Below are 17,971 nucleotides of genomic sequence, written 5' to 3'. Positions count from 1 at the left end.
TAACACCACAGTGTGGTGGCGATAGCGAGAAGGATACACCTGTAACCATGCCGAACACAGAAGTTAAGCTTCTTAGCGCCGATTGTAGTGAGGGGTTGCCCCTTGTGAGAGTAGGACGTCGCCACGCTGATGTTATTCCGGCATAGCTCAGTTGGTAGTAGCGCATGACTGTTAATCATGATGTCGTAGGTTCGAGTCCTACTGCCGGAGTAAAAGTAGATGTAAGAAATATCATACTGTAGGCAAAAGTATCAGTTTCCTCTTTACTAAGAGTGTAGACTGATACTTTTGTCTATTTTTGTATAATAAAAAATATGAAGACATATGATCCCACTGCCAAGTGACCAATTTTTTCAGATTCATTTCGGCAAAAACAAGCATCGTATGCACCTGATTTTTTTCTAAGCCTCGATACCTGATGCAACGCATTCCATGCTTTTTCCCATAAAACGAAAAAAGATGAGCAGGAAGTCAAGATAGAAGTCAGCTTTGAAATCTATTTCAAACAAGTTTCTGGTGGACCTGTGGCTTATCCTGTAGAAGATTACAATTATCTTTTTAATGGGGGTAAAACTGTAGAAGTTTTTGCAGGTGTTGCTATTACATGTTGTGATCATTTTTTTTATCATTACTAAAGAAATCAGAACAGATCTCATTGAAAAAGTTGAACAATTTCACCTTGTCCCAGTTAAGTTTTCGTATTCGTGAATATACACAAATGCTTTCAATGGTCGCTATGCGAATTGCTTAAACAATCGATCCGTAAAGAAGTAGGTGTGTTATTCTTAGCACCAGGAATCTTAGGTGTAGTCCATGTCTTGTTCGGGTTACAAATGTTTGGTCTATTCATGCAAAATCCATACAAAAATATTTAGGTGCCATTTACGATCTTCTTCGAATTGTATTTCATCTACTATGTATTGACGACATGGTTATATACAAGAATTGTATTACAAGACAAAAATAAGTAGGTATCATTTTGCTAATATGAACAAATATCAAGACCAATCAGAATTTGGCTTAAGAATTTTTTACCCTAAATACTGACAATTAAAATTTTTACATTTGTCAGTGTAACTTAAATTTATTTTCTACTTGCAAATGCCTCTTATCTAAAAATTAGCATCGTGTTTGTTAACTAGAAATTTGTTAAACTTTTTAATGAAACTTCAATTTAACCAATGAAATTAGAATAAAGGAAAGGTTATACTAATATCTTATTGTCATTTGAAAAATTAGCATATACGGCCATAGTAAGGCAAAAAAGAAATATTACAAAAAATAAAAAGGGTCTTTGTAACATTAACCAAAGTGTTACAAAAGATTCTTTTTGTTTTAAATAAATTACGGAATGCTTTCACGCACAGATCAACAAACTATTAGGTGAGAAAAACGATATTTACTATAAAAGAAACATAGTATAACGAAAATTTGGTTTATTTTAACAGTAATGAGGTTAAAAAGGCTGGCTGCTAAATGGCAACAATTAAAGAAGTTTTTTAAAACAATGGTATCGGTTAAATCGCATCCTTAAGTCTTTAAGCAATTTAAGATTGTTAGTGTAACTTGTTACTTAAAATGTAACAAGTTTTCTTTAAATGATTTTGATTTCTAAAGTTTTAAATCCGCTTTCATAAATCTCAAAAGACGCTTATTCTAAATATGTCAGATATATTACTCGAGTAAAAGACAGATTAATTAAAAATTTCGAAGGAGCGTTAATTATGCAGAAAAGAGATTTTATCGATACAAATGATTTTACAAAAGAAGAAATCGATTACTTGATCAAATTAGGATTAAAAATCAAAAAAAGTATTAAGTATGGTCATTACCCATTACTACTTAAAAATAAAACACTAGGGATGATTTTTGAACAGTCTTCCACTCGAACCCGTGTTTCCTTTGAAACCGCAATGGAACAATTAGGAGGACACGCCCAATATTTAGCACCTGGTCAAATACAACTAGGAGGACATGAAAGTCTTGGTGATACTGCACGAGTATTATCACGTTTAGTAGATATATTAATGGCTCGAGTTGAACGTCATGAATCAGTGGTTTCGTTGGCAAAGAACGCAACAATTCCAGTTATTAATGGTATGAGCGATTACAACCATCCTACGCAAGAACTAGGCGATATTATTACGATGACTGAACATTTACCAAAAGGAAAAAAATTATCTGATTGTAAAATTGTTTTTGTTGGAGATGCAACGCAAGTTTGTGTATCTACCATGTTTATGGCAACAAAAATGGGAATGGATTTTGTTCAATACGGACCAGAGGGATTCCAAATTAAAGAAGAAGCATTAGAAATAGGGAAGGAAAATGCAAAAAAATCAGGAGGAAGCGTGCAGATCACAGAAGATGTTAATGTGGCTCTTAAAGATGCGGACTTTGTCTATACGGATGTGTGGTATGGCTTATATGAAGCGGAATTATCTGAAGAAGAACGGATGAATATTTTCTATCCAACCTACCAAGTAAATAATGAATTGATGAAAAAAGCTTCACCACATGCAAAATTTTTGCACTGCTTACCAGCAACACGCGGCGAAGAAGTTACAGATGAAGTGTTAGATGGTGAACAATCTATCGTATTAGATGAAGCAGAAAATCGATTAACAGCTATGCGGGCTTTATTAGTTTATTTTTTGAATCCATATTTGGATTATGCCGATCAAGCTTTAGCAGAAAAATTTGATGGGGAATTGCAATGTATGCTGAAACCTAAACGTCAATTAGAACGAAGAGATTAGCAAGAACTTGCTTAAGCAGTAGAAGAGTCGTGTAAATCTTTTACTAATTCATAGAGAGTAAAAAATTTACACGTACTTTTCATAAAAGGCTCATCGAAAGGAGCACAATAATGAAAGAAAAAAAGAGATTCCGTTTATTTGATGCAGTATTGATGGCCGTTGTAGTTATCTTAGTAGTAGAGTCGGCAGCACCAGCTGCTGCAATCGGCTCTTCGCAATTTTTTTGGTGGGGTTTATTATTGATATTATTTTTCTTACCTTACGGATTAATATCAGCTGAACTTGGCACGACATATGACGGCGAAGGAGGGATTTATGACTGGGTTAAAAAAGCTTATGGAAGAAAGTGGGGTGCTAGAGTCGCTTGGTTTTACTGGATTAATTTTCCTATTTGGATGGCGAGTCTTGCCGTTTTATTTCAAGAAGTATTAACTCAAATTTTTCAATTAAATTTTAGTACACCTCTACTGATTATGTTGCAGTTGGTATTTGTCTGGATTGTTACGATAATTAGCTGTTACCCTGTTAGTGATAGTAAGTGGATCTTAAATATCGCTGCATTTGCGAAAGTGGCAATCATGATATGTCTTGGTGTTTTAGGTATCTATCATGCATTAACAAAAGGAATGGCTAATAACTTTTCTGGAACAGCTTTGTTACCTAAACTAGATATTCAAAATTTTAGTTTTTTATCTGTTATCTTGTTTAATTTTTTAGGATTTGAAGTGGTCACTACTCTAGCAAATGAAATGGATAACCCTAAAAAACAAATTCCACAAGCTATTATTTATGGTGGTGTTTTGATCGCCTTTTTCTATTTGTTTGCTGCATTTGGAATGGGAGCGGCGGTACCAGCAGATCAATTATCTGCTTCTGGAGGATTAATTGACAGCTTTATTTTGCTTGTTGGGGGATTGAATCCTTTTGTTGTATTAATCGGTATTCTCTTCATGTATACGCTGGCAGCAAACTTGATTTCTTGGTCCTTAGGAGTAAATTATGTCGCTTTGTATGCTGCGAAAAATCATGATATGCCTCTAATTTTCGCTAAAAAAAGTCAAAAGAATGATATGCCAGTAGGAGCTTCTGTCATTAATGGTATTATTGCTTCACTTCTAATTGTTATTGCACCCTTTATCCCAAATGAGAATATTTTTTGGGCATTTTTCTCACTAAATGTAGTAGCGTTGTTACTTTCTTATATTATGATGTTTCCAGCATTCTTGAAGTTAAGAAAAATCGATTCTCATGTTGTTCGTCCATTTAAAGTCCCTGGACCCAATTGGTTGTTAAAATTAATGACGATTATCCCAATGTTGTTGCTAATCGCGACACTGCTTTTTTCTGTAGTTCCTCTAGATTCGAGTTCTTCAGAGATAAATACTAAAATACCCGTGTTGCTCGGAACAATTTTTGCCTTTGTTATTGGTGAAATCGTGATTCACTATTCGTCAAAAGAAAAAAAAGATAAGGGAGTGCTTACTGATGAAAACAATTGATAGTTCACCTAAAAAAGATCATTTTAGAATGCCCGGAGAATTTTCGGTGCATGAAGGAGTATATATGTTGTGGCCACAACGTCCTGATAATTGGCGAGATGGAGGAAAACCAGCCCAGCGAGCTTTCGTAGAGGTTGCTAGAGCGATTGCCAATTTTGAACCTGTTACAATGGGCGTGAATTCGGATCAATATGATAATGCTCGCCACATGCTTCCCGAACATATACGGGTGGTAGAAATTGCTAGTAATGATTCATGGGTTCGAGATTGTGGTCCTACTTTTGTTACAAATAGTCAAGGAAAAGTTCGAGGTGTGGATTGGACATTCAATGCTTGGGGCGGGCTGGAAGATGGACTTTATTTTCCTTGGGATCAAGATGATCAAGTTGCACAAAAAATTTGTGAAATTGAATGGAAGGACCGTTATCGTTTAGATAATTTTGTTTTGGAAGGGGGATCTATCCATGTTGATGGAGAAGGTACATTAATTACCACAGAAGAGTGCTTATTATCAAAAGGACGCAATCCACAGCTATCAAAAGAACAAATTGAAAATATTCTAGGAGAGTATCTAAATATTGAGAAGGTAATTTGGTTAAAGCACGGAATTTATTTAGATGAAACGAATGGCCATGTAGATAATATTGTTAATTTTGTAGCACCTGGTGAAGTCGTTTTAGCTTGGACAGATGATAAGCAGGATCCACAATATGAAATTTCTAAAGAGTGTCTAGAAATTCTGGAAAACTCCGTAGATGCAAAAGGTCGAAATATTCATGTAACAAAATTGCATGTGCCTAAGCCTATACTGATTAACGAAAAAGAAAGTCATGGAGTAGATACTATAAATGGTACACTCCCACGTCAAAAAGGAGATCGTTTAGCGGCAAGTTATGTAAATTACTATACAGCCAATGGAGGAGTTATTTATCCATTATTTGATGATCCAATGGACGAAAAGGCAAAGGAAACATTGCAATCCTTATATCCTGATCGTAAAATTGTGGGTGTTTATGCTCGAGAGATCTTATTAGGTGGAGGAAATATTCATTGTATCACGCAACAAATCCCTAAAGGAGAAAACGTGTTATGACAAAGAAAATAGTTGTGGCATTAGGGGGTAATGCAATATTAACAAATGATCCTACGGCCATAGGACAACAAAAGACTTTAGCTGAAACAGCTCAGTCATTAGCTGCTCTAGTTGAAAAAGGCTACAAGCTACTTATTACTCATGGTAACGGGCCTCAAGTAGGTAACTTATTATTACAACAAAAAGCTGGAGCAACCCAAACGAATCCAGCCATGCCACTTGATACCAACGTTGCTATGACTCAAGGCAGCATAGGATATTGGCTAGCACAGGCATTAACGAATGAATTAAAGAAGCGTGGTATAGAAAAATCCATAGTAGGATTGTTCACTCAAGTTATTGTTTCTGAAGAAGACCCAGAATTTGAACAGCCTACTAAACCAATTGGACCATTTATCACGAAAGAACAGGCTGAAAAAGAAATGAGAAGGACCGATTCTATCTTCAAAGAAGATGCAGGAAGAGGATGGCGTAAAGTAGTGGCTTCTCCTAAACCTATAGATATAGTTGAATCAAAAGTTATAAAAACGCTAGTTGATTCAGATGTAATTGTAATTGCAGGAGGAGGTGGAGGTATTCCGGTAATTCAAACTGGTGAAGGCCTAAGAGGTAAAGAAGCTGTGATAGATAAAGATTTTGCTTCTGAAAAACTTGCTGAAATCATTGATGCAAATGAACTGATTATCTTAACTGGTGTGGCAAATGTTGCTGTCCATTTTAATACACCGCAACAAAAAGAACTGAAAAAAATTGATATCGAGACGTTAGAAAAATACAAAGATAATGGTGAATTTGCTCCAGGCAGTATGTTGCCAAAAGTGGAAGCTGCCTTAGAATTTGTTAAGAAAAAACCTAATGCGCAAGCTGTAATTACTTCTTTAGAAAATTTAGATAAATTACTAAAAGAAAATGCTGGCACAATTATTTACAGCTCGCAAAATTTAGAACAAAAAAGTCACTTAGTAGATATAGTATCATATGAGTAACAAAAAGTAACTGTGCGAAATAGAACATCTAGTTGTTTCTATTTCGCTTTTTTAATCCTATTATAGATATACTTAAAATGTTATAGTATGTTTAAGACAATACCTTAAAATTTAGTTGATTACTAAAATGTTGGTTTATTTAAAGGAGGAGCATTTATGTTAGAGTCGTCACCAAAAAAAGATGGATTTCAATTGGCACCAGAGTGGACTTTTCATAAAGAATGCTATTTGATTTGGCCAGAACGTCCAGATAACTGGCGCTTAGGGGGGAAACCTGCACAAAAAGCATACGCTGAAGTCGCTGAAGTAATTGCACGATTTGAAAATGTAACTATGCTCGTTTCGCATCAACAATTCTTGAATGCACGTTATCAATTATCTGAAAAAATACGTGTACTAGAAGTAAGTAATAACGATGCATGGATAAAAGACACGGGACCATTATATGTTATGAATTCTTTGGGACAAGTACGTGGTGTCGATTTTCGATTTAATGCTTGGGGCGGTTTGTTAGATGGGTTATTTTTTCCGTGGGATCAAGATGATTTGTTAGCTCAAAAAATTTGTGAACAGGAGAGAATTGAATATTACCAATTACAAGAGTTTGTTTTAGAAGGTTGCTCAATACATACAGATGGGGAAGGAACGCTTTTTGCAACAGAAGAATGCTTGTTCTCAGAAGGACGTAACCCTCAATTAGATAAAGAATCAATTGAAAAAATTCTAAAAGAGTATTGTGGCATAGAAAAAATCGTTTGGTTTCCTCGAGGTTTTTTCTTGGATGAAACAAACGGTGATATCGATAATTTAATCAATGTTGTACGGCCTGGTGAAATTATTTTGAGTTGGTGTGAACAACCAAATGATCCAATGTACGAAATCGTCAGAGAAGCAGAAGAAGTATTGATGAAAGAAAAAGACGCAAAAGGAAGAAGCTTCATTATACACAAGATAGAATTACCGAAACCTTTATATATTACAGAGGAAGAGGCTGCTGGTGTTGATCCAGTAAATGGTATGTTGCCTCGATTTTCCGGTGATCGATTGATTGCTTCTTATGTAAGCTATTATACAGCAAATGGTGGTATTATTTTTCCACTTTTTGAGGACCCAAATGATAAAAAAGCAGAATTACTATTAAAAAAAATATACCCAGAACATGAAATTATTGGTGTAATGGCTCGTGAAATTTTACTTGGTGGAGGAAATATTCACTGTGTTGCTCAAGGAGTACCTCAATAAGAAAGGAGAGATAGGCAATGGATTTTTTTGAAATAGCCAATAGTCATATTTCAGAACTGACTAAGAATGAACAAATTCTTTTTGATTATGTCATCAATAACCTAGAAAACATTAAAGGTAAAAGTATCCGCGAAGTTGCTGATGATTGTTTTGTTTCAACAACCACTTTTCTGCGTTTTGTCAGAAAGCTAGGATTTTCTGGATTTAGTGAATTTACTACTGTTATTAAATATACTTTGCTTTATAAAACTCCGTTTCCCGAGAGTTCACCTTTTGTCGTTAGCCAGAAAGACTATCGCGAAGAGTATTTAAAAAATTTAGTCGAATCTGTTCGCGTAATAGATACAGATAAAGTGAAATTAATTGTAGAACAACTACAAAAGCAGCCTAAAATTTTTTTATTTGCTAAAGGATTGAGTAAAGAAATTATGCGTTATATACAATACTTGTATAATACAGCCGGTTTTTTTGTAATTTTTCCTGAAGATCATCAAACTCGTTCTATTGCACAAAAGCAAGTTAAAAAGAATGATATAGCCTTTATATTTAGTTACAGAGGTGAAGATTTAGAGTTGATCGAAACAATTCGAAAAATAAAGGAACAAGAGCATCCTTTAATCGTTTCAATTACTGGAGCAGATAATAACTTAATACAAAATTTTAGTGATATTAATCTTTATTTGTTTACAGATGAAATCAGCTTGAATCATCTAGATATTACGTCACATATCTCAATGATTGCATTAATGGAATTAATTTTGTACCAATTTATCGAAAGTAGTGGAACAGACACTTACCATCTTGTTTTTCGCTGAATGTTTTAATAGATTTGATGAGAAGTAGTCTATTCTGCTTTCCTCGTAATATTATATTCATAGGAAATGATGTACCACAATATGTGTGAGATACTTTAAAAATGTAATTTACAAGCAATGAAAACGTTGACTAAGCAAAGGAAATATAGTATATTTTCTTTGTAAGAAGAGAAAAAAGAACTTGAGATAGCGACGCAGTTATCTCTAGAGTTATGTTACTGATAAATCAGGCAGAACTCAGAACTAATATCAAGTAAAGCTTTGTGATCAAAAGCTTATTTGATATTGGATCTGAGTTCTTTTTTCTGGAAAGGAGCAACTAATGAAAGTTAAAAAGATTATCAATAACAATGTAGCTTTAATTGAACGGGGAGGAAATGAAGCAATTATCTATATGACAGGAATTTCTTTCAAAAAAAAGGTTGGCCAACGAATTGATGATTCCGAAATTGAAAAAACATATGTTTTAGATTCAAAAGACCGTTTAGAACATTTTAGCTATTTGTTGTCACATTCTGATGATAGACTGCTCTCTATAATCAACGAGCTCGTTAGTTATGGAGAAAAGGAAATCGGTAAAAAAGCAAATGATTATCTTTATTTAGCTTTATTAGATCATCTCTCCTTCGCATTGAAACGCTCAGAGAAAGGACAATATCTTAGAAGTCCGCTTTTTTGGGAAGTTAAAAAGTTTTATCCAGTTTATTACAAAATCGGTTTGGAAGCTTTAAAAATGATAAAGAAATATTTTGATCATTCCTTTCCCACAGATGAAGCTGTTTCAATTGCCTTACACTTTGTTAATCTTCAAGAAAATCAGGTCAATTTTGATGAACAGATAGAAGATATGGAGACACTAAGAGACATGTTGAATATTATCAAATATCATTTTAGTTTATCTATTGACGAAGAGAGCATCAACTACATGAGGCTAGTGACACATTTACAGTACTTTATTGAACGATTAAGAAAAAAACAAGCATACGTTGAAAATGAATCTCAGTTATTTGAACAAGTAAAAAAACTATATCCTAAAGCATATACAGCTGTAGAAAAGATAGAAATATATGTAAAGGGAAAGTTCAACACCTATTTATCTCAAGATGAATACACTTATTTGATGATTCATGTTAATCGCGTAGCGGAAAGAGGCGACAATAATGGATAAATATCATGATTTTAACAAAAATATTATTGAACTTGTTGGAGGAAAAGAAAATATAGAGGCAGTAGTTCACTGTATGACACGGTTGCGTTTTACTCTTATCGATAAAACGAAAGCGCAAACAAATAAGCTTAAAAACTTAGACGGTGTGATTGATGTAGTTAGCAATAACGTTGCTTATCAAATCATCATAGGTACACATGTTAACGATGTATATAAAGAATTGATGACGCAATTGGAACTATCCCCAAAAACTACTTTAGAAGAGCAAAGTGGGAAAAAAAATCCAATAAAAGCAGCATTAGATGTCATATCGGAGTCTATGACACCGATACTTGAGCCTATTATTTGTGCTGGATTACTTGCTGCTGTTTTATCCATTGCTTCTTTAACTGGGATAATCTCACCAGACAGTTCAACCTATCAGATTTTTGATGCTTTGCGGTCTGCTGTATTTTATTTTCTACCTATTTTAATGGCTATGAGCTGCGCAAAACGATTAGGAGCAAGTCCTTATTTAGCAGTAGCACTTGCTGCTACTATACTTTCAAGTTCTATCAATGATGTGAAAGGACTGGAGTTATTTGGTATTGGGTTACCGCAAATTACGTATTCTAATAGTTTTATCCCTATTTTACTAGCTATCTGGTTTATGGGGTACGTAACTAAAGTAGTTAAAAGAGTTATACCTAACACACTCCAATACTTTTTAACCCCTTTGTTCGTAATGTTAATTACTTTACCGGCAACGTTGTTGGTTTTTGGGCCTTTAGGATTTTATATAGGAGAAGGAATCATTGGCTTTTTTAATCTACTGATGAAATATGTAGGTAGTTGGTTTGTCATGATGTTATACTCTGCTCTTCAACCATTTATTATCATGTTGGGCGCGGGAAACTTTATCATGCCGGTTGTAGCTTCTCTAATTGCAGCAAATGGGTATGACCCTGCCTTTATATCTTCATGTACAATTTCAGATATTGCTGTTGGAGGCGCAATGCTAGGGTATTTCTTAAGAGCTCGGAACTTAAAACAAAAACAATTATTTGGGACAGTAACACTTTCTGCAGTACTTGGTGTGACTGAACCTGCTATCTATGGTGTCTTTGTTAAATACCGTCGGCCATTTGTTGCAGTAATGATTGGAGGAGGACTCGGTGGATTATTTGCTGGTTTGACTGGTGTTAAAGCTTATTCTGTTGCTTGGGGATTATTTGGCCTCCCAGCGTATATAGGTGAAGGAGACTTCATGAACTTCTGGTTTATGTTAGCGGCAGTCGTGATTAGTTTTGCTGGTTCAGCTGTAGCTGCTTATCTCTTAGGCGTTCCTACACAAGAAGAGGATCAGGAGACAATCAACCATGTAGTAGCTGAAAAGGGGAAAGATAAAAATCTGCGAACTTCTTCATTAGGGAATGTAGTAAAAGGAGAAGTTATTTCTTTAAATGAAGTTAAAGATCAAGCTTTTTCAACAGGAGCATTAGGAAAAGGAATCGCAATCAAACCAACAGGTACACATCTTTATTCTCCAGTAGATGGTGAGATCACGGTAGTTTTTCCTACGAATCATGCAATAGGTATCCAATCACAAGATGGAATTGAAATACTGATCCATATTGGGATCGATACAGTAGAGTTAGAGGGGAAATATTTTAATTTAAATATAAAACAAGGAGATAAAATTCAAAGAGGACAACTCCTTGGAACAGTAGACTTTGATAAAATACAAGAAGCTGGTTATGATACATCTACTATTGTAGTTGTCACGAATACCGATAGTTATTTAGACGTCATCCCTTCAAATTCAGAACAAGTAATAAAAACAAATAATCTACTAAACGTCATTTTATAGAAGGTGAAAAAATGAAATTGAAAAAGAATTTTTTATGGGGTGGAAGTATTGCTGCACATCAATGTGAAGGAGCCTGGCAGGAGGGAGGAAAAGGACCAGCTATCATGGACTATGTCAGACAAGGAAGCTATCAGGTCCCACGCCAAATCGATATAATGATTTCTTCTGAAGCTACGTATCCCTCACATATGGGTATTGATTTTTATCATCAATACAAGTCAGATATTCGTCTGTTTAGTGAAATGGGATTTACAGCATTAAGATTATCAATAGACTGGTCTCGTATCTTTCCTAATGGAGATGATGAGCAGCCGAATCAAGAAGGAATCACGTATTATATAGATGTTGTGGATACGTTGTTGTCTTATGACATTGAGCCAATTGTAACATTATATCACTTCGAGATGCCAAAAAATTTAGTTCAAAAGTATGGTTCATGGACCAATCGAAAAGTAATTGAACTTTATTTGAAATTTTGTCAAACCATGTTTGAATCTTTAAAAGGAAAAGTCCACTATTGGGTTACGTTTAATGAAATGAATCATATTGATCCTCAAACAGAAGCCACAGATATTTTTACGTATATTATCGCAGGTTTGAAGTATTCTGAACTCGAAAATAAATCTCAGACATTGGCTGAGATCGGATACAATATGACAGTGGCTAGCTGTTCGGCAATAGTTTTAGGAAAAAAAATAGATCCAGAAAACAAGATTGGTTGCGTATTTGGAATCGAACCTGTTTATCCAGTAGATTGCAATCCCACAAATGTGATGAATGCTTTTAAACAGATGGATCGAGATTTCTATCAAATAGATGCTATGTGTACAGGCAAGTTTCCAGAGTATAAAATCAATGAATATGCAGACCAAGGAATAAAGTTGACCATAACAGAGGATGATAAATATATGTTTTCTAAAGGAACACTTGACTTTATTGGTATGAACTATTACGCATCATCTGTTGCGAAGTACGAAGGAGCGGCTGAAGAAAAGAGTGCCTTATTTGGCGGTCTTCAAAACCCGTATCTTGTGACTAGTAAATGGGGGTGGACCATTGATCCGATGGGATTACGATATCTGCTGAATTACACTTATAGAAAATATGGTCTCCCTATCATAATTACAGAAAATGGATTAGGTGCCATAGATGATTTGACAGATGATAAAAACATACACGATGAATATCGCATCGAATACTTAAAACAGCATATTCAACAAATGAAGATTGCAATCGAAAAAGATCAGGTGGATTGCTTTGGGTATCTCACGTGGGCACCCATAGATTTAGTAAGTGCTACAACAGGCGAAATGAAAAAAAGATATGGGTTTATCTATGTGGACAAAGACGATGAAGGAAATGGCACCTTAGAAAGGTACAAAAAGGACTCTTTTTATTGGTACAAAGAAGTGATTGGTTCCAATGGAGATATTTTGTAATACCTGTCTAACATAGAAGGAGTTATATTCATATAATAAGTAGTTAGCTTAGAGTAATATTACTAAAGGACCAAAGTTCTATCTTAAAAAAATAACTATCTTTAATATATAAAATCAACAAATCATAACCACCCTTTAAAAAAGAGGGGGGCAGGGTGTAGACAAAAGTATCAGTCTACACTCTGAGATGTAAGAAATATCATAAGATATTTCTTACATCTTTTTGTTTTGAGCAGGACTTTAGATAATTTTATTAATATATGCTAGCATGCTTTTGTAAATAAAAGAAAGAGGGCGTTTGAATATGTATCTTAAAATTACGGATCAAGCACAAGAAAGATTACAAAAATATATTGATGAAGGCGCGACAGTTATTTTGGATTTAGATGATGGTGTGGGTGAATATTCTAAAATGGGTGTTTGCTCTTTAGATACTAGTTTCCGTTTACTTCTTCTTGATAAAGAACAAGGAAAAAATGATTATAAACTCCAATTAGATAGTGATATTGGGGAAGTTTATATCAAAGATTATTCAAAAATGTACATGGATGAACACATGACTCTTTCTTTAGATCCACGTCTAGGTGTATTTACTCTTGAAAGTCCAAGTGGTTCTTTAGACAGCCATGTACAATTAGTCGATCTACGACCAGAAAAATTCTCTGGTATGAAACAATAATTTTCTCCTCATTGATCCATGATCCATAAAACTAGTCTCAATCGAGCTACATTGAAAAACAAGACAACATTCTTAACTTGGTAAATAAAAAAGACGACACATTTTGTCGTCTTTTTTATTGATTAGCTATTTTTGATAAATGATCGCATAGCTTGTGCCGTTATTTCTGGCTTTTCTCTATTCAATTCCTATTTTCCGTTTTCGATAAACAGGAGACGGCTATTAGCTGAAACTTTATATAACTGTTTTGCTCCAGGCTTGTTTGCATAATCTTTTGTACCGCATAAAATCAATTTAGGAAGTCGTGATGTACGAAGCTGTTTTTTGCAATCTAATGTTTTAAGTAAACGAAGTAGGGTAAGGCTTTGCTTTTTAGACCAACCTAATTTTTTAAACATTTTAAAAGGTACGTAGTAAAAATAAACATTCTAGAAAATAAGCAATAAGCGATTAGGAGATTCAAATTGTGGATCAATTAAATCGATGGAGTACTCGGGGGCACTGAAACATCCATAAAGCAAGTAGCCCCGCTATCGATTGTCAACAGAGTCACTTACTTTAATGTGATTCCATTAATTTGTAGAATAAATGAACTTTCACTCTACTACGATGGTCATCCTGAAAGAATTATCAACATCGGAAGACCTAACATTTCCTTTCCCAAACCAAATTGATATACAACAAACTCATAACTTCTCGGATCACTTGGCGCTTTGAAAGAAATCTTTCCATTTTGTGGAGTAATTTTATTAGTTTTAGAATCTTTCGATAACCGAATAGGCAAGTTAGAAAGACCATTTAGTTCAATTTGCTTGTTTCCTAATAAGACAACAAGGAAGTATTCCTATAATCCCTCAATACTTGGACCAACTAAGAAGTTTAATTCAACCATTTCTCCTATTGATACATTCAAATAAGGACTTGGATTATTTATTAACTCACTTTTAGAATCTGTAACATTTAATCCATATTAAAGTATTCGCAGATTAACTGAAAAAGTCGTTTTTTCTTTATTTAAAATAAAAACAGTTTTGTGGGATTTTCGTGGCATAAAATAAAAAACAGCGCAGACACATTGTTAAACCAACATGTTGCACTGTTTAAGGAAGCCACTTGCCGGGCTTGAACCGGCGACCTCTTCCTTACCATGGAAGCGCTCTACCAGCTGAGCTAAAGCGGCATTATCATTAATACAAATAATAGGATAACGAATATTAATGTATTTGTCAATATGTTTTTTATCAAAAAAATGTGTTTTTGTACTAATGAAACAATTCTTAGAAAAAAGTAAAAATAACAAAAAATGCTAACGGTTTCTTCTAGAATATAGTAAAAAAATTCAAAAAAAGTATTGCGTTATTTGAAAGAAATTGATATTATATTCATGTACTTGATTCCGGCATAGCTCAGTTGGTAGTAGCGCATGACTGTTAATCATGATGTCGTAGGTTCGAGTCCTACTGCCGGAGTAAATAAAGCTTATGCAAAGAAAAAGAAATCCAATCACTTGGGTTTCTTTTTCTTTTATTATTATGATGAATCAAGCTTTCTGTTTTTGTCACGTATGTTGTAAGCTTTACGAGAGAGTAGAGTTGGCTACTCATAATCAACCATACTTCCCATCATCGCTAAATACGAAATAAATCAGCATTCCTACACCAATCAAAGCACAAGCTGCACCAAGAAAAGGGATGATATTCCCAAAGTTTTCTGTATTCATAAGTATGCCACCACCCACAAACAAAAAGCCGCCAGCAATCAGGTTTTTCATTTTATTCATTCTCCTTTCTTATGTTATAGTAGTTCCTTCTTTCAATGAGTATTTTGAAAGCTATCTTATTGTATGATGTTCTTCTAGGCCTCTTCTTTATTATACAGGCCATTTTCGTTATCTCATAGAAATATTCCTTTTTATCTGAAAATTATTGTATACCATATGATATTTTTCTTCATGAAGTTGTAAGTATATTCTCATTCAAATGAAAATTTCATCATAGAAGAGATTGTATTTCTAAATTCTTAAGAGTAAAATACGAAGTGTAACTTGGATTTGGAAGGATGATTGGATGAAAGCTATTACACCGGATATGACAACAAAATTTGACAAACAGTTTCAAGCAAATAACAAACAGCAGGCATTGCAGCGGGCTGTCGTGAAGAACGGGATTACTGCTTCTGCTGAAAATATTTCAGCACATGTGGCGAATACACCAGTATTTTCTATTGATTTGGCTACAGGAAAAGTGGCTAATCAGATGCAATCGGGCCGTTGCTGGATGTTTGCTGCATTGAATACGTTCCGTCACAAAATGCTGAATCAATTCCATTTAAAAGAGTTTGAATTATCACAAAATTACACTTTTTTCTGGGATAAATATGAAAAGGCAAATTACTTCTATGAAAACATCATTGCAACTGGAAAAGAGGCTATTGATAGCCGAAAAGTGGCTTTCTTGCTAACTACTCCTCAACAAGATGGCGGTCAATGGGATATGATCGTTTCATTATTCCAAAAATACGGTGTTGTGCCCAAATCGGTAATGCCGGAAAGTGCGAATAGTTCAAATTCTCGAGATTTGAATAACTATTTGAACAAACTACTGCGTAAAGATGCAGTTGTGTTACGCGAAATGGTTGCTCAAGGAGAAACATTAGACGCTATTGAAGAAAAAAAAGAAGAAATGCTAGAAAGTATTTATAACTTCTTAGCCATCTCATTAGGAACACCTCCAAAAGAATTCGATTTTGAGTACCGCGATGAAGAACAGAACTATCATCTTGACCGAGGACTGACACCACAAATTTTTTATGATAAATACATCGGTGTAAAATTAGATGATTATGTTAGTGTGATCAATGCACCAACAAAAGACAAACCATTCAATCGTTCTTATACAGTAGAGATGCTAGGGAATGTCGTTGGTGGGAAAGAAGTTAAATACCTGAATGTTGATATGGAAACTTTCAAAAAATTAGCGATTGCTCAGCTTGAACAAGGAGAATCTGTATGGTTTGGTTGTGATGTAGGACAATCTTCTACTAGAACCAGTGGCATCATGGCCTTAGATGCTTATTCGATGGATGATCTATTCGATACGGATTTCACAATGACTAAAGCTGAACGTTTGGATTTTGGTGAAAGTTTGATGACCCATGCGATGGTATTGACTGGCGTTGATTTAGTGGACGGACAATCAACAAAATGGAAAGTCGAAAACAGCTGGGGCGAAAAAGTTGGAAAGAACGGTTTCTTCGTTATGAGTGATGCCTGGATGGACGAATATACGTACCAAATCGTTGTCAGAAAAGATTTGTTGATGAAAGAGCAACTAAATGCGTTCAATGAAGAACCAATTGTGCTAGCTCCATGGGATCCAATGGGTGCTTTAGCATAGGTAAATAGTTCAATAAAGAGTATGCATTATAGATAAAAAAGAGCTGGCTTAAGTCAGCTCTTTTTTATCTATAAAGTCCATCTCCTGCTTTTTATGGTCTCTGTGCTATAATTCTAAATAAAGGGATGAGGATTGGAAATAATCCTTTTATCATGAAACAAGTATGATGACAAAATAGAATAAAATTGGGAGTAGGGGGGAAAGTCATGGATATCCAAACTGTTTTATCTGATCTGAAACTAAATGGGAAAGTGATTCCAGTTGTTGGCGGCGATGTGAATCAAACTTATCGTATAAAAACAGAGCAGCGTGCTTATTTTTTGAAAATCCATCCGAATGTAAAAAAAGGTTTTTTTGAAGCAGAAGTAGACGGGTTAAAAGAGCTAGCTGCATTCGTACGTGTACCAGATACGTACATGCTGGGTGAAACAAGTGAAGGCGCTTATTTGTTAATGGAATGGATCGAGCCGGGAAAAGGAGATCAACGAGATCTTGCTGCAGCTTTAGCTAATCTCCATCAGCAAACAGCGCCGCAATTTGGTTTTCGAAAAGATAACTATCTAGGTACACTTATTCAGAAAAATTCTTTTGAAGAAGATTGGTGGATTTTTTTCTTTAAAAATCGGCTTGAAGCCCAGATTTCTTTAGCAGAAGAAACGAATCGTTGGAATGTACAGCGGCAAGAAAAGTATCTGCGATTTAAAGAACGAGTATTGAGATCGGTTGAACCCAAAAAGATCACTCCACGCCTCTTGCACGGAGACCTGTGGAGTGGTAATGTGTTCTTTGACCAGCAAGGACAACCAATTTTTGTCGATCCGGCTGTTTCTTATGGGAATCGGGAACAAGATATCGCAATGAGTCAATTATTCGGCGGTTTCCGACCGGAATTTTTAGATGCCTATCAAACTATATTTCCATTAGAAGAGGGATGGGAAGATCGACTGCCGATTTACCAGTTATATTATCTTTTGGCACATTTGAATATGTTTGGAGAAAGTTACGGTTCCCAAGTAGATCAATTACTAGAAAGTTTTTAAGAGGAGG

At 34.8% G+C, this 17,971-nt stretch carries 13 protein-coding genes, 3 tRNA genes, 1 rRNA gene and 3 pseudogenes; 16 read left to right on the top strand and 4 right to left on the bottom strand.

The window, feature by feature from the left end:
• Positions 1 to 11 precede the first annotated feature (11 nt).
• Positions 12 to 127, top strand: a 5S ribosomal RNA gene (gene rrf, locus RWU19_RS06620).
• 9 nt (positions 128 to 136) lie between these two features.
• A tRNA-Asn gene (locus tag RWU19_RS06615) sits at positions 137 to 210 on the top strand.
• 119 nt (positions 211 to 329) lie between these two features.
• On the opposite strand, the pseudogene RWU19_RS06610 reads toward RWU19_RS06615, so the two are convergent.
• Positions 330 to 441: pseudogene (locus RWU19_RS06610) on the bottom strand (transposase); the annotation flags it as partial.
• 302 nt (positions 442 to 743) lie between these two features.
• On the opposite strand from RWU19_RS06610, the pseudogene RWU19_RS13970 reads away from it, so the two are divergent.
• The 11 genes and pseudogenes from RWU19_RS13970 to RWU19_RS06555 all read left to right on the top strand — a co-directional run.
• Positions 744 to 971: pseudogene (locus tag RWU19_RS13970) on the top strand (ABC transporter permease); the annotation flags it as partial.
• A gap of 753 nt (positions 972 to 1,724) precedes the next feature.
• Positions 1,725 to 2,759 carry a putrescine carbamoyltransferase gene (ptcA, locus tag RWU19_RS06600; RefSeq protein ID WP_002295311.1) on the top strand — a complete coding sequence of 345 codons (1,035 nt, stop codon included), beginning with the start codon at positions 1,725 to 1,727 and terminating at the stop codon, positions 2,757 to 2,759.
• A gap of 110 nt (positions 2,760 to 2,869) precedes the next feature.
• Positions 2,870 to 4,258, top strand: a complete 1,389-nt coding sequence (locus RWU19_RS06595; protein ID WP_086286536.1) for an APC family permease — start codon at positions 2,870 to 2,872, stop codon at positions 4,256 to 4,258.
• On the top strand, positions 4,245 to 5,351 hold the full coding sequence (gene aguA, locus RWU19_RS06590) for an agmatine deiminase (protein ID WP_002328971.1): 1,107 nt from the start codon (positions 4,245 to 4,247) through the stop codon (positions 5,349 to 5,351). The genes RWU19_RS06595 and aguA (RWU19_RS06590) overlap by 14 nt, the downstream gene beginning before the upstream one ends.
• Positions 5,348 to 6,337 carry a carbamate kinase gene (gene arcC / locus RWU19_RS06585; RefSeq protein WP_070704072.1) on the top strand — a complete coding sequence of 330 codons (990 nt, stop codon included), beginning with the start codon at positions 5,348 to 5,350 and terminating at the stop codon, positions 6,335 to 6,337. Before aguA (RWU19_RS06590) ends, arcC begins: the two co-directional genes overlap by 4 nt.
• Positions 6,338 to 6,493: 156 nt before the next feature.
• Positions 6,494 to 7,579: an agmatine deiminase gene (gene aguA / locus RWU19_RS06580; RefSeq protein ID WP_123838068.1), complete on the top strand. Its 1,086-nt coding sequence runs from the start codon at positions 6,494 to 6,496 to the stop codon at positions 7,577 to 7,579.
• A 17-nt stretch (positions 7,580 to 7,596) separates the two neighbouring features.
• Complete coding sequence (locus tag RWU19_RS06575) at positions 7,597 to 8,394, top strand: MurR/RpiR family transcriptional regulator (RefSeq protein WP_070704068.1); 798 nt, start codon at positions 7,597 to 7,599, stop codon at positions 8,392 to 8,394.
• Between the two features lie 322 nt (positions 8,395 to 8,716).
• A complete protein-coding gene (locus RWU19_RS06570; protein ID WP_123838069.1) occupies positions 8,717 to 9,562 on the top strand; it encodes a PRD domain-containing protein in 846 nt (281 codons plus the stop codon).
• Entirely contained in the window at positions 9,555 to 11,411 is a 1,857-nt protein-coding gene (locus RWU19_RS06565) for a PTS beta-glucoside transporter subunit IIBCA (RefSeq protein WP_086286540.1), read from the top strand. The genes RWU19_RS06570 and RWU19_RS06565 overlap by 8 nt, the downstream gene beginning before the upstream one ends.
• 11 nt (positions 11,412 to 11,422) lie before the next feature.
• Positions 11,423 to 12,850 carry a family 1 glycosylhydrolase gene (locus tag RWU19_RS06560; RefSeq protein ID WP_123838070.1) on the top strand — a complete coding sequence of 476 codons (1,428 nt, stop codon included), beginning with the start codon at positions 11,423 to 11,425 and terminating at the stop codon, positions 12,848 to 12,850.
• 304 nt (positions 12,851 to 13,154) lie between these two features.
• Positions 13,155 to 13,529, top strand: coding sequence for an iron-sulfur cluster biosynthesis family protein (locus RWU19_RS06555; RefSeq protein ID WP_002310873.1), 375 nt, complete (start codon positions 13,155 to 13,157; stop codon positions 13,527 to 13,529).
• 122 nt (positions 13,530 to 13,651) lie between these two features.
• On the opposite strand, the pseudogene RWU19_RS06550 reads toward RWU19_RS06555, so the two are convergent.
• Together RWU19_RS06550 and RWU19_RS06545 are read right to left on the bottom strand one after the other, a co-directional pair.
• Positions 13,652 to 14,008 (bottom strand): annotated as a pseudogene (locus tag RWU19_RS06550) (alpha/beta fold hydrolase); the annotation flags it as partial.
• 628 nt (positions 14,009 to 14,636) lie between these two features.
• Positions 14,637 to 14,709 (bottom strand) — tRNA-Thr (locus RWU19_RS06545).
• 215 nt (positions 14,710 to 14,924) lie between these two features.
• Between RWU19_RS06545 and RWU19_RS06540 the strand changes: the two genes are divergently transcribed.
• A tRNA-Asn gene (locus RWU19_RS06540) sits at positions 14,925 to 14,998 on the top strand.
• A gap of 137 nt (positions 14,999 to 15,135) precedes the next feature.
• Here RWU19_RS06540 and RWU19_RS06535 read toward each other — a convergent pair.
• Positions 15,136 to 15,300, bottom strand: coding sequence for a hypothetical protein (locus tag RWU19_RS06535; RefSeq protein ID WP_002328975.1), 165 nt, complete (start codon positions 15,298 to 15,300; stop codon positions 15,136 to 15,138).
• 295 nt (positions 15,301 to 15,595) lie between these two features.
• Between RWU19_RS06535 and RWU19_RS06530 the strand changes: the two genes are divergently transcribed.
• Together RWU19_RS06530 and RWU19_RS06525 are read left to right on the top strand one after the other, a co-directional pair.
• Positions 15,596 to 16,924, top strand: a complete 1,329-nt coding sequence (locus RWU19_RS06530; protein WP_123838071.1) for an aminopeptidase C — start codon at positions 15,596 to 15,598, stop codon at positions 16,922 to 16,924.
• A 206-nt stretch (positions 16,925 to 17,130) separates the two neighbouring features.
• Complete coding sequence (locus RWU19_RS06525; protein WP_002315463.1) at positions 17,131 to 17,964, top strand: fructosamine kinase family protein; 834 nt, start codon at positions 17,131 to 17,133, stop codon at positions 17,962 to 17,964.
• Positions 17,965 to 17,971 lie beyond the last annotated feature (7 nt).

Origin of the sequence: Enterococcus sp. 2STP, from assembly GCF_032465635.1 — a bacterium.
GTDB lineage: Bacteria > Bacillota > Bacilli > Lactobacillales > Enterococcaceae > Enterococcus_B > Enterococcus_B lactis.
The sequence above is the reverse complement of the archived record's forward strand: the minus strand, read 5'-3'. Positions and strand labels throughout refer to the sequence as shown.

Excerpts from the sequence above, each read along its gene's own strand:
- RWU19_RS06595 (WP_086286536.1), top strand. The coding sequence starts at position 2,870 with ATGAAAGAAAAAAAGAGATTCCGTTTATTTGATGCAGTATTGATGGCC.
- RWU19_RS06575 (WP_070704068.1), top strand. The coding sequence starts at position 7,597 with ATGGATTTTTTTGAAATAGCCAATAGTCATATTTCAGAACTGACTAAG.
- RWU19_RS06565 (WP_086286540.1), top strand. The coding sequence starts at position 9,555 with ATGGATAAATATCATGATTTTAACAAAAATATTATTGAACTTGTTGGA.
- RWU19_RS06570 (WP_123838069.1), top strand. The coding sequence starts at position 8,717 with ATGAAAGTTAAAAAGATTATCAATAACAATGTAGCTTTAATTGAACGG.
- aguA (WP_002328971.1), top strand. The coding sequence starts at position 4,245 with ATGAAAACAATTGATAGTTCACCTAAAAAAGATCATTTTAGAATGCCC.
- RWU19_RS06555 (WP_002310873.1), top strand. The coding sequence starts at position 13,155 with ATGTATCTTAAAATTACGGATCAAGCACAAGAAAGATTACAAAAATAT.
- aguA (WP_123838068.1), top strand. The coding sequence starts at position 6,494 with ATGTTAGAGTCGTCACCAAAAAAAGATGGATTTCAATTGGCACCAGAG.
- RWU19_RS06525 (WP_002315463.1), top strand. The coding sequence starts at position 17,131 with ATGGATATCCAAACTGTTTTATCTGATCTGAAACTAAATGGGAAAGTG.
- RWU19_RS06530 (WP_123838071.1), top strand. The coding sequence starts at position 15,596 with ATGAAAGCTATTACACCGGATATGACAACAAAATTTGACAAACAGTTT.
- RWU19_RS06535 (WP_002328975.1), bottom strand. The coding sequence starts at position 15,300 with ATGAAAAACCTGATTGCTGGCGGCTTTTTGTTTGTGGGTGGTGGCATA.
- arcC (WP_070704072.1), top strand. The coding sequence starts at position 5,348 with ATGACAAAGAAAATAGTTGTGGCATTAGGGGGTAATGCAATATTAACA.
- RWU19_RS06560 (WP_123838070.1), top strand. The coding sequence starts at position 11,423 with ATGAAATTGAAAAAGAATTTTTTATGGGGTGGAAGTATTGCTGCACAT.
- ptcA (WP_002295311.1), top strand. The coding sequence starts at position 1,725 with ATGCAGAAAAGAGATTTTATCGATACAAATGATTTTACAAAAGAAGAA.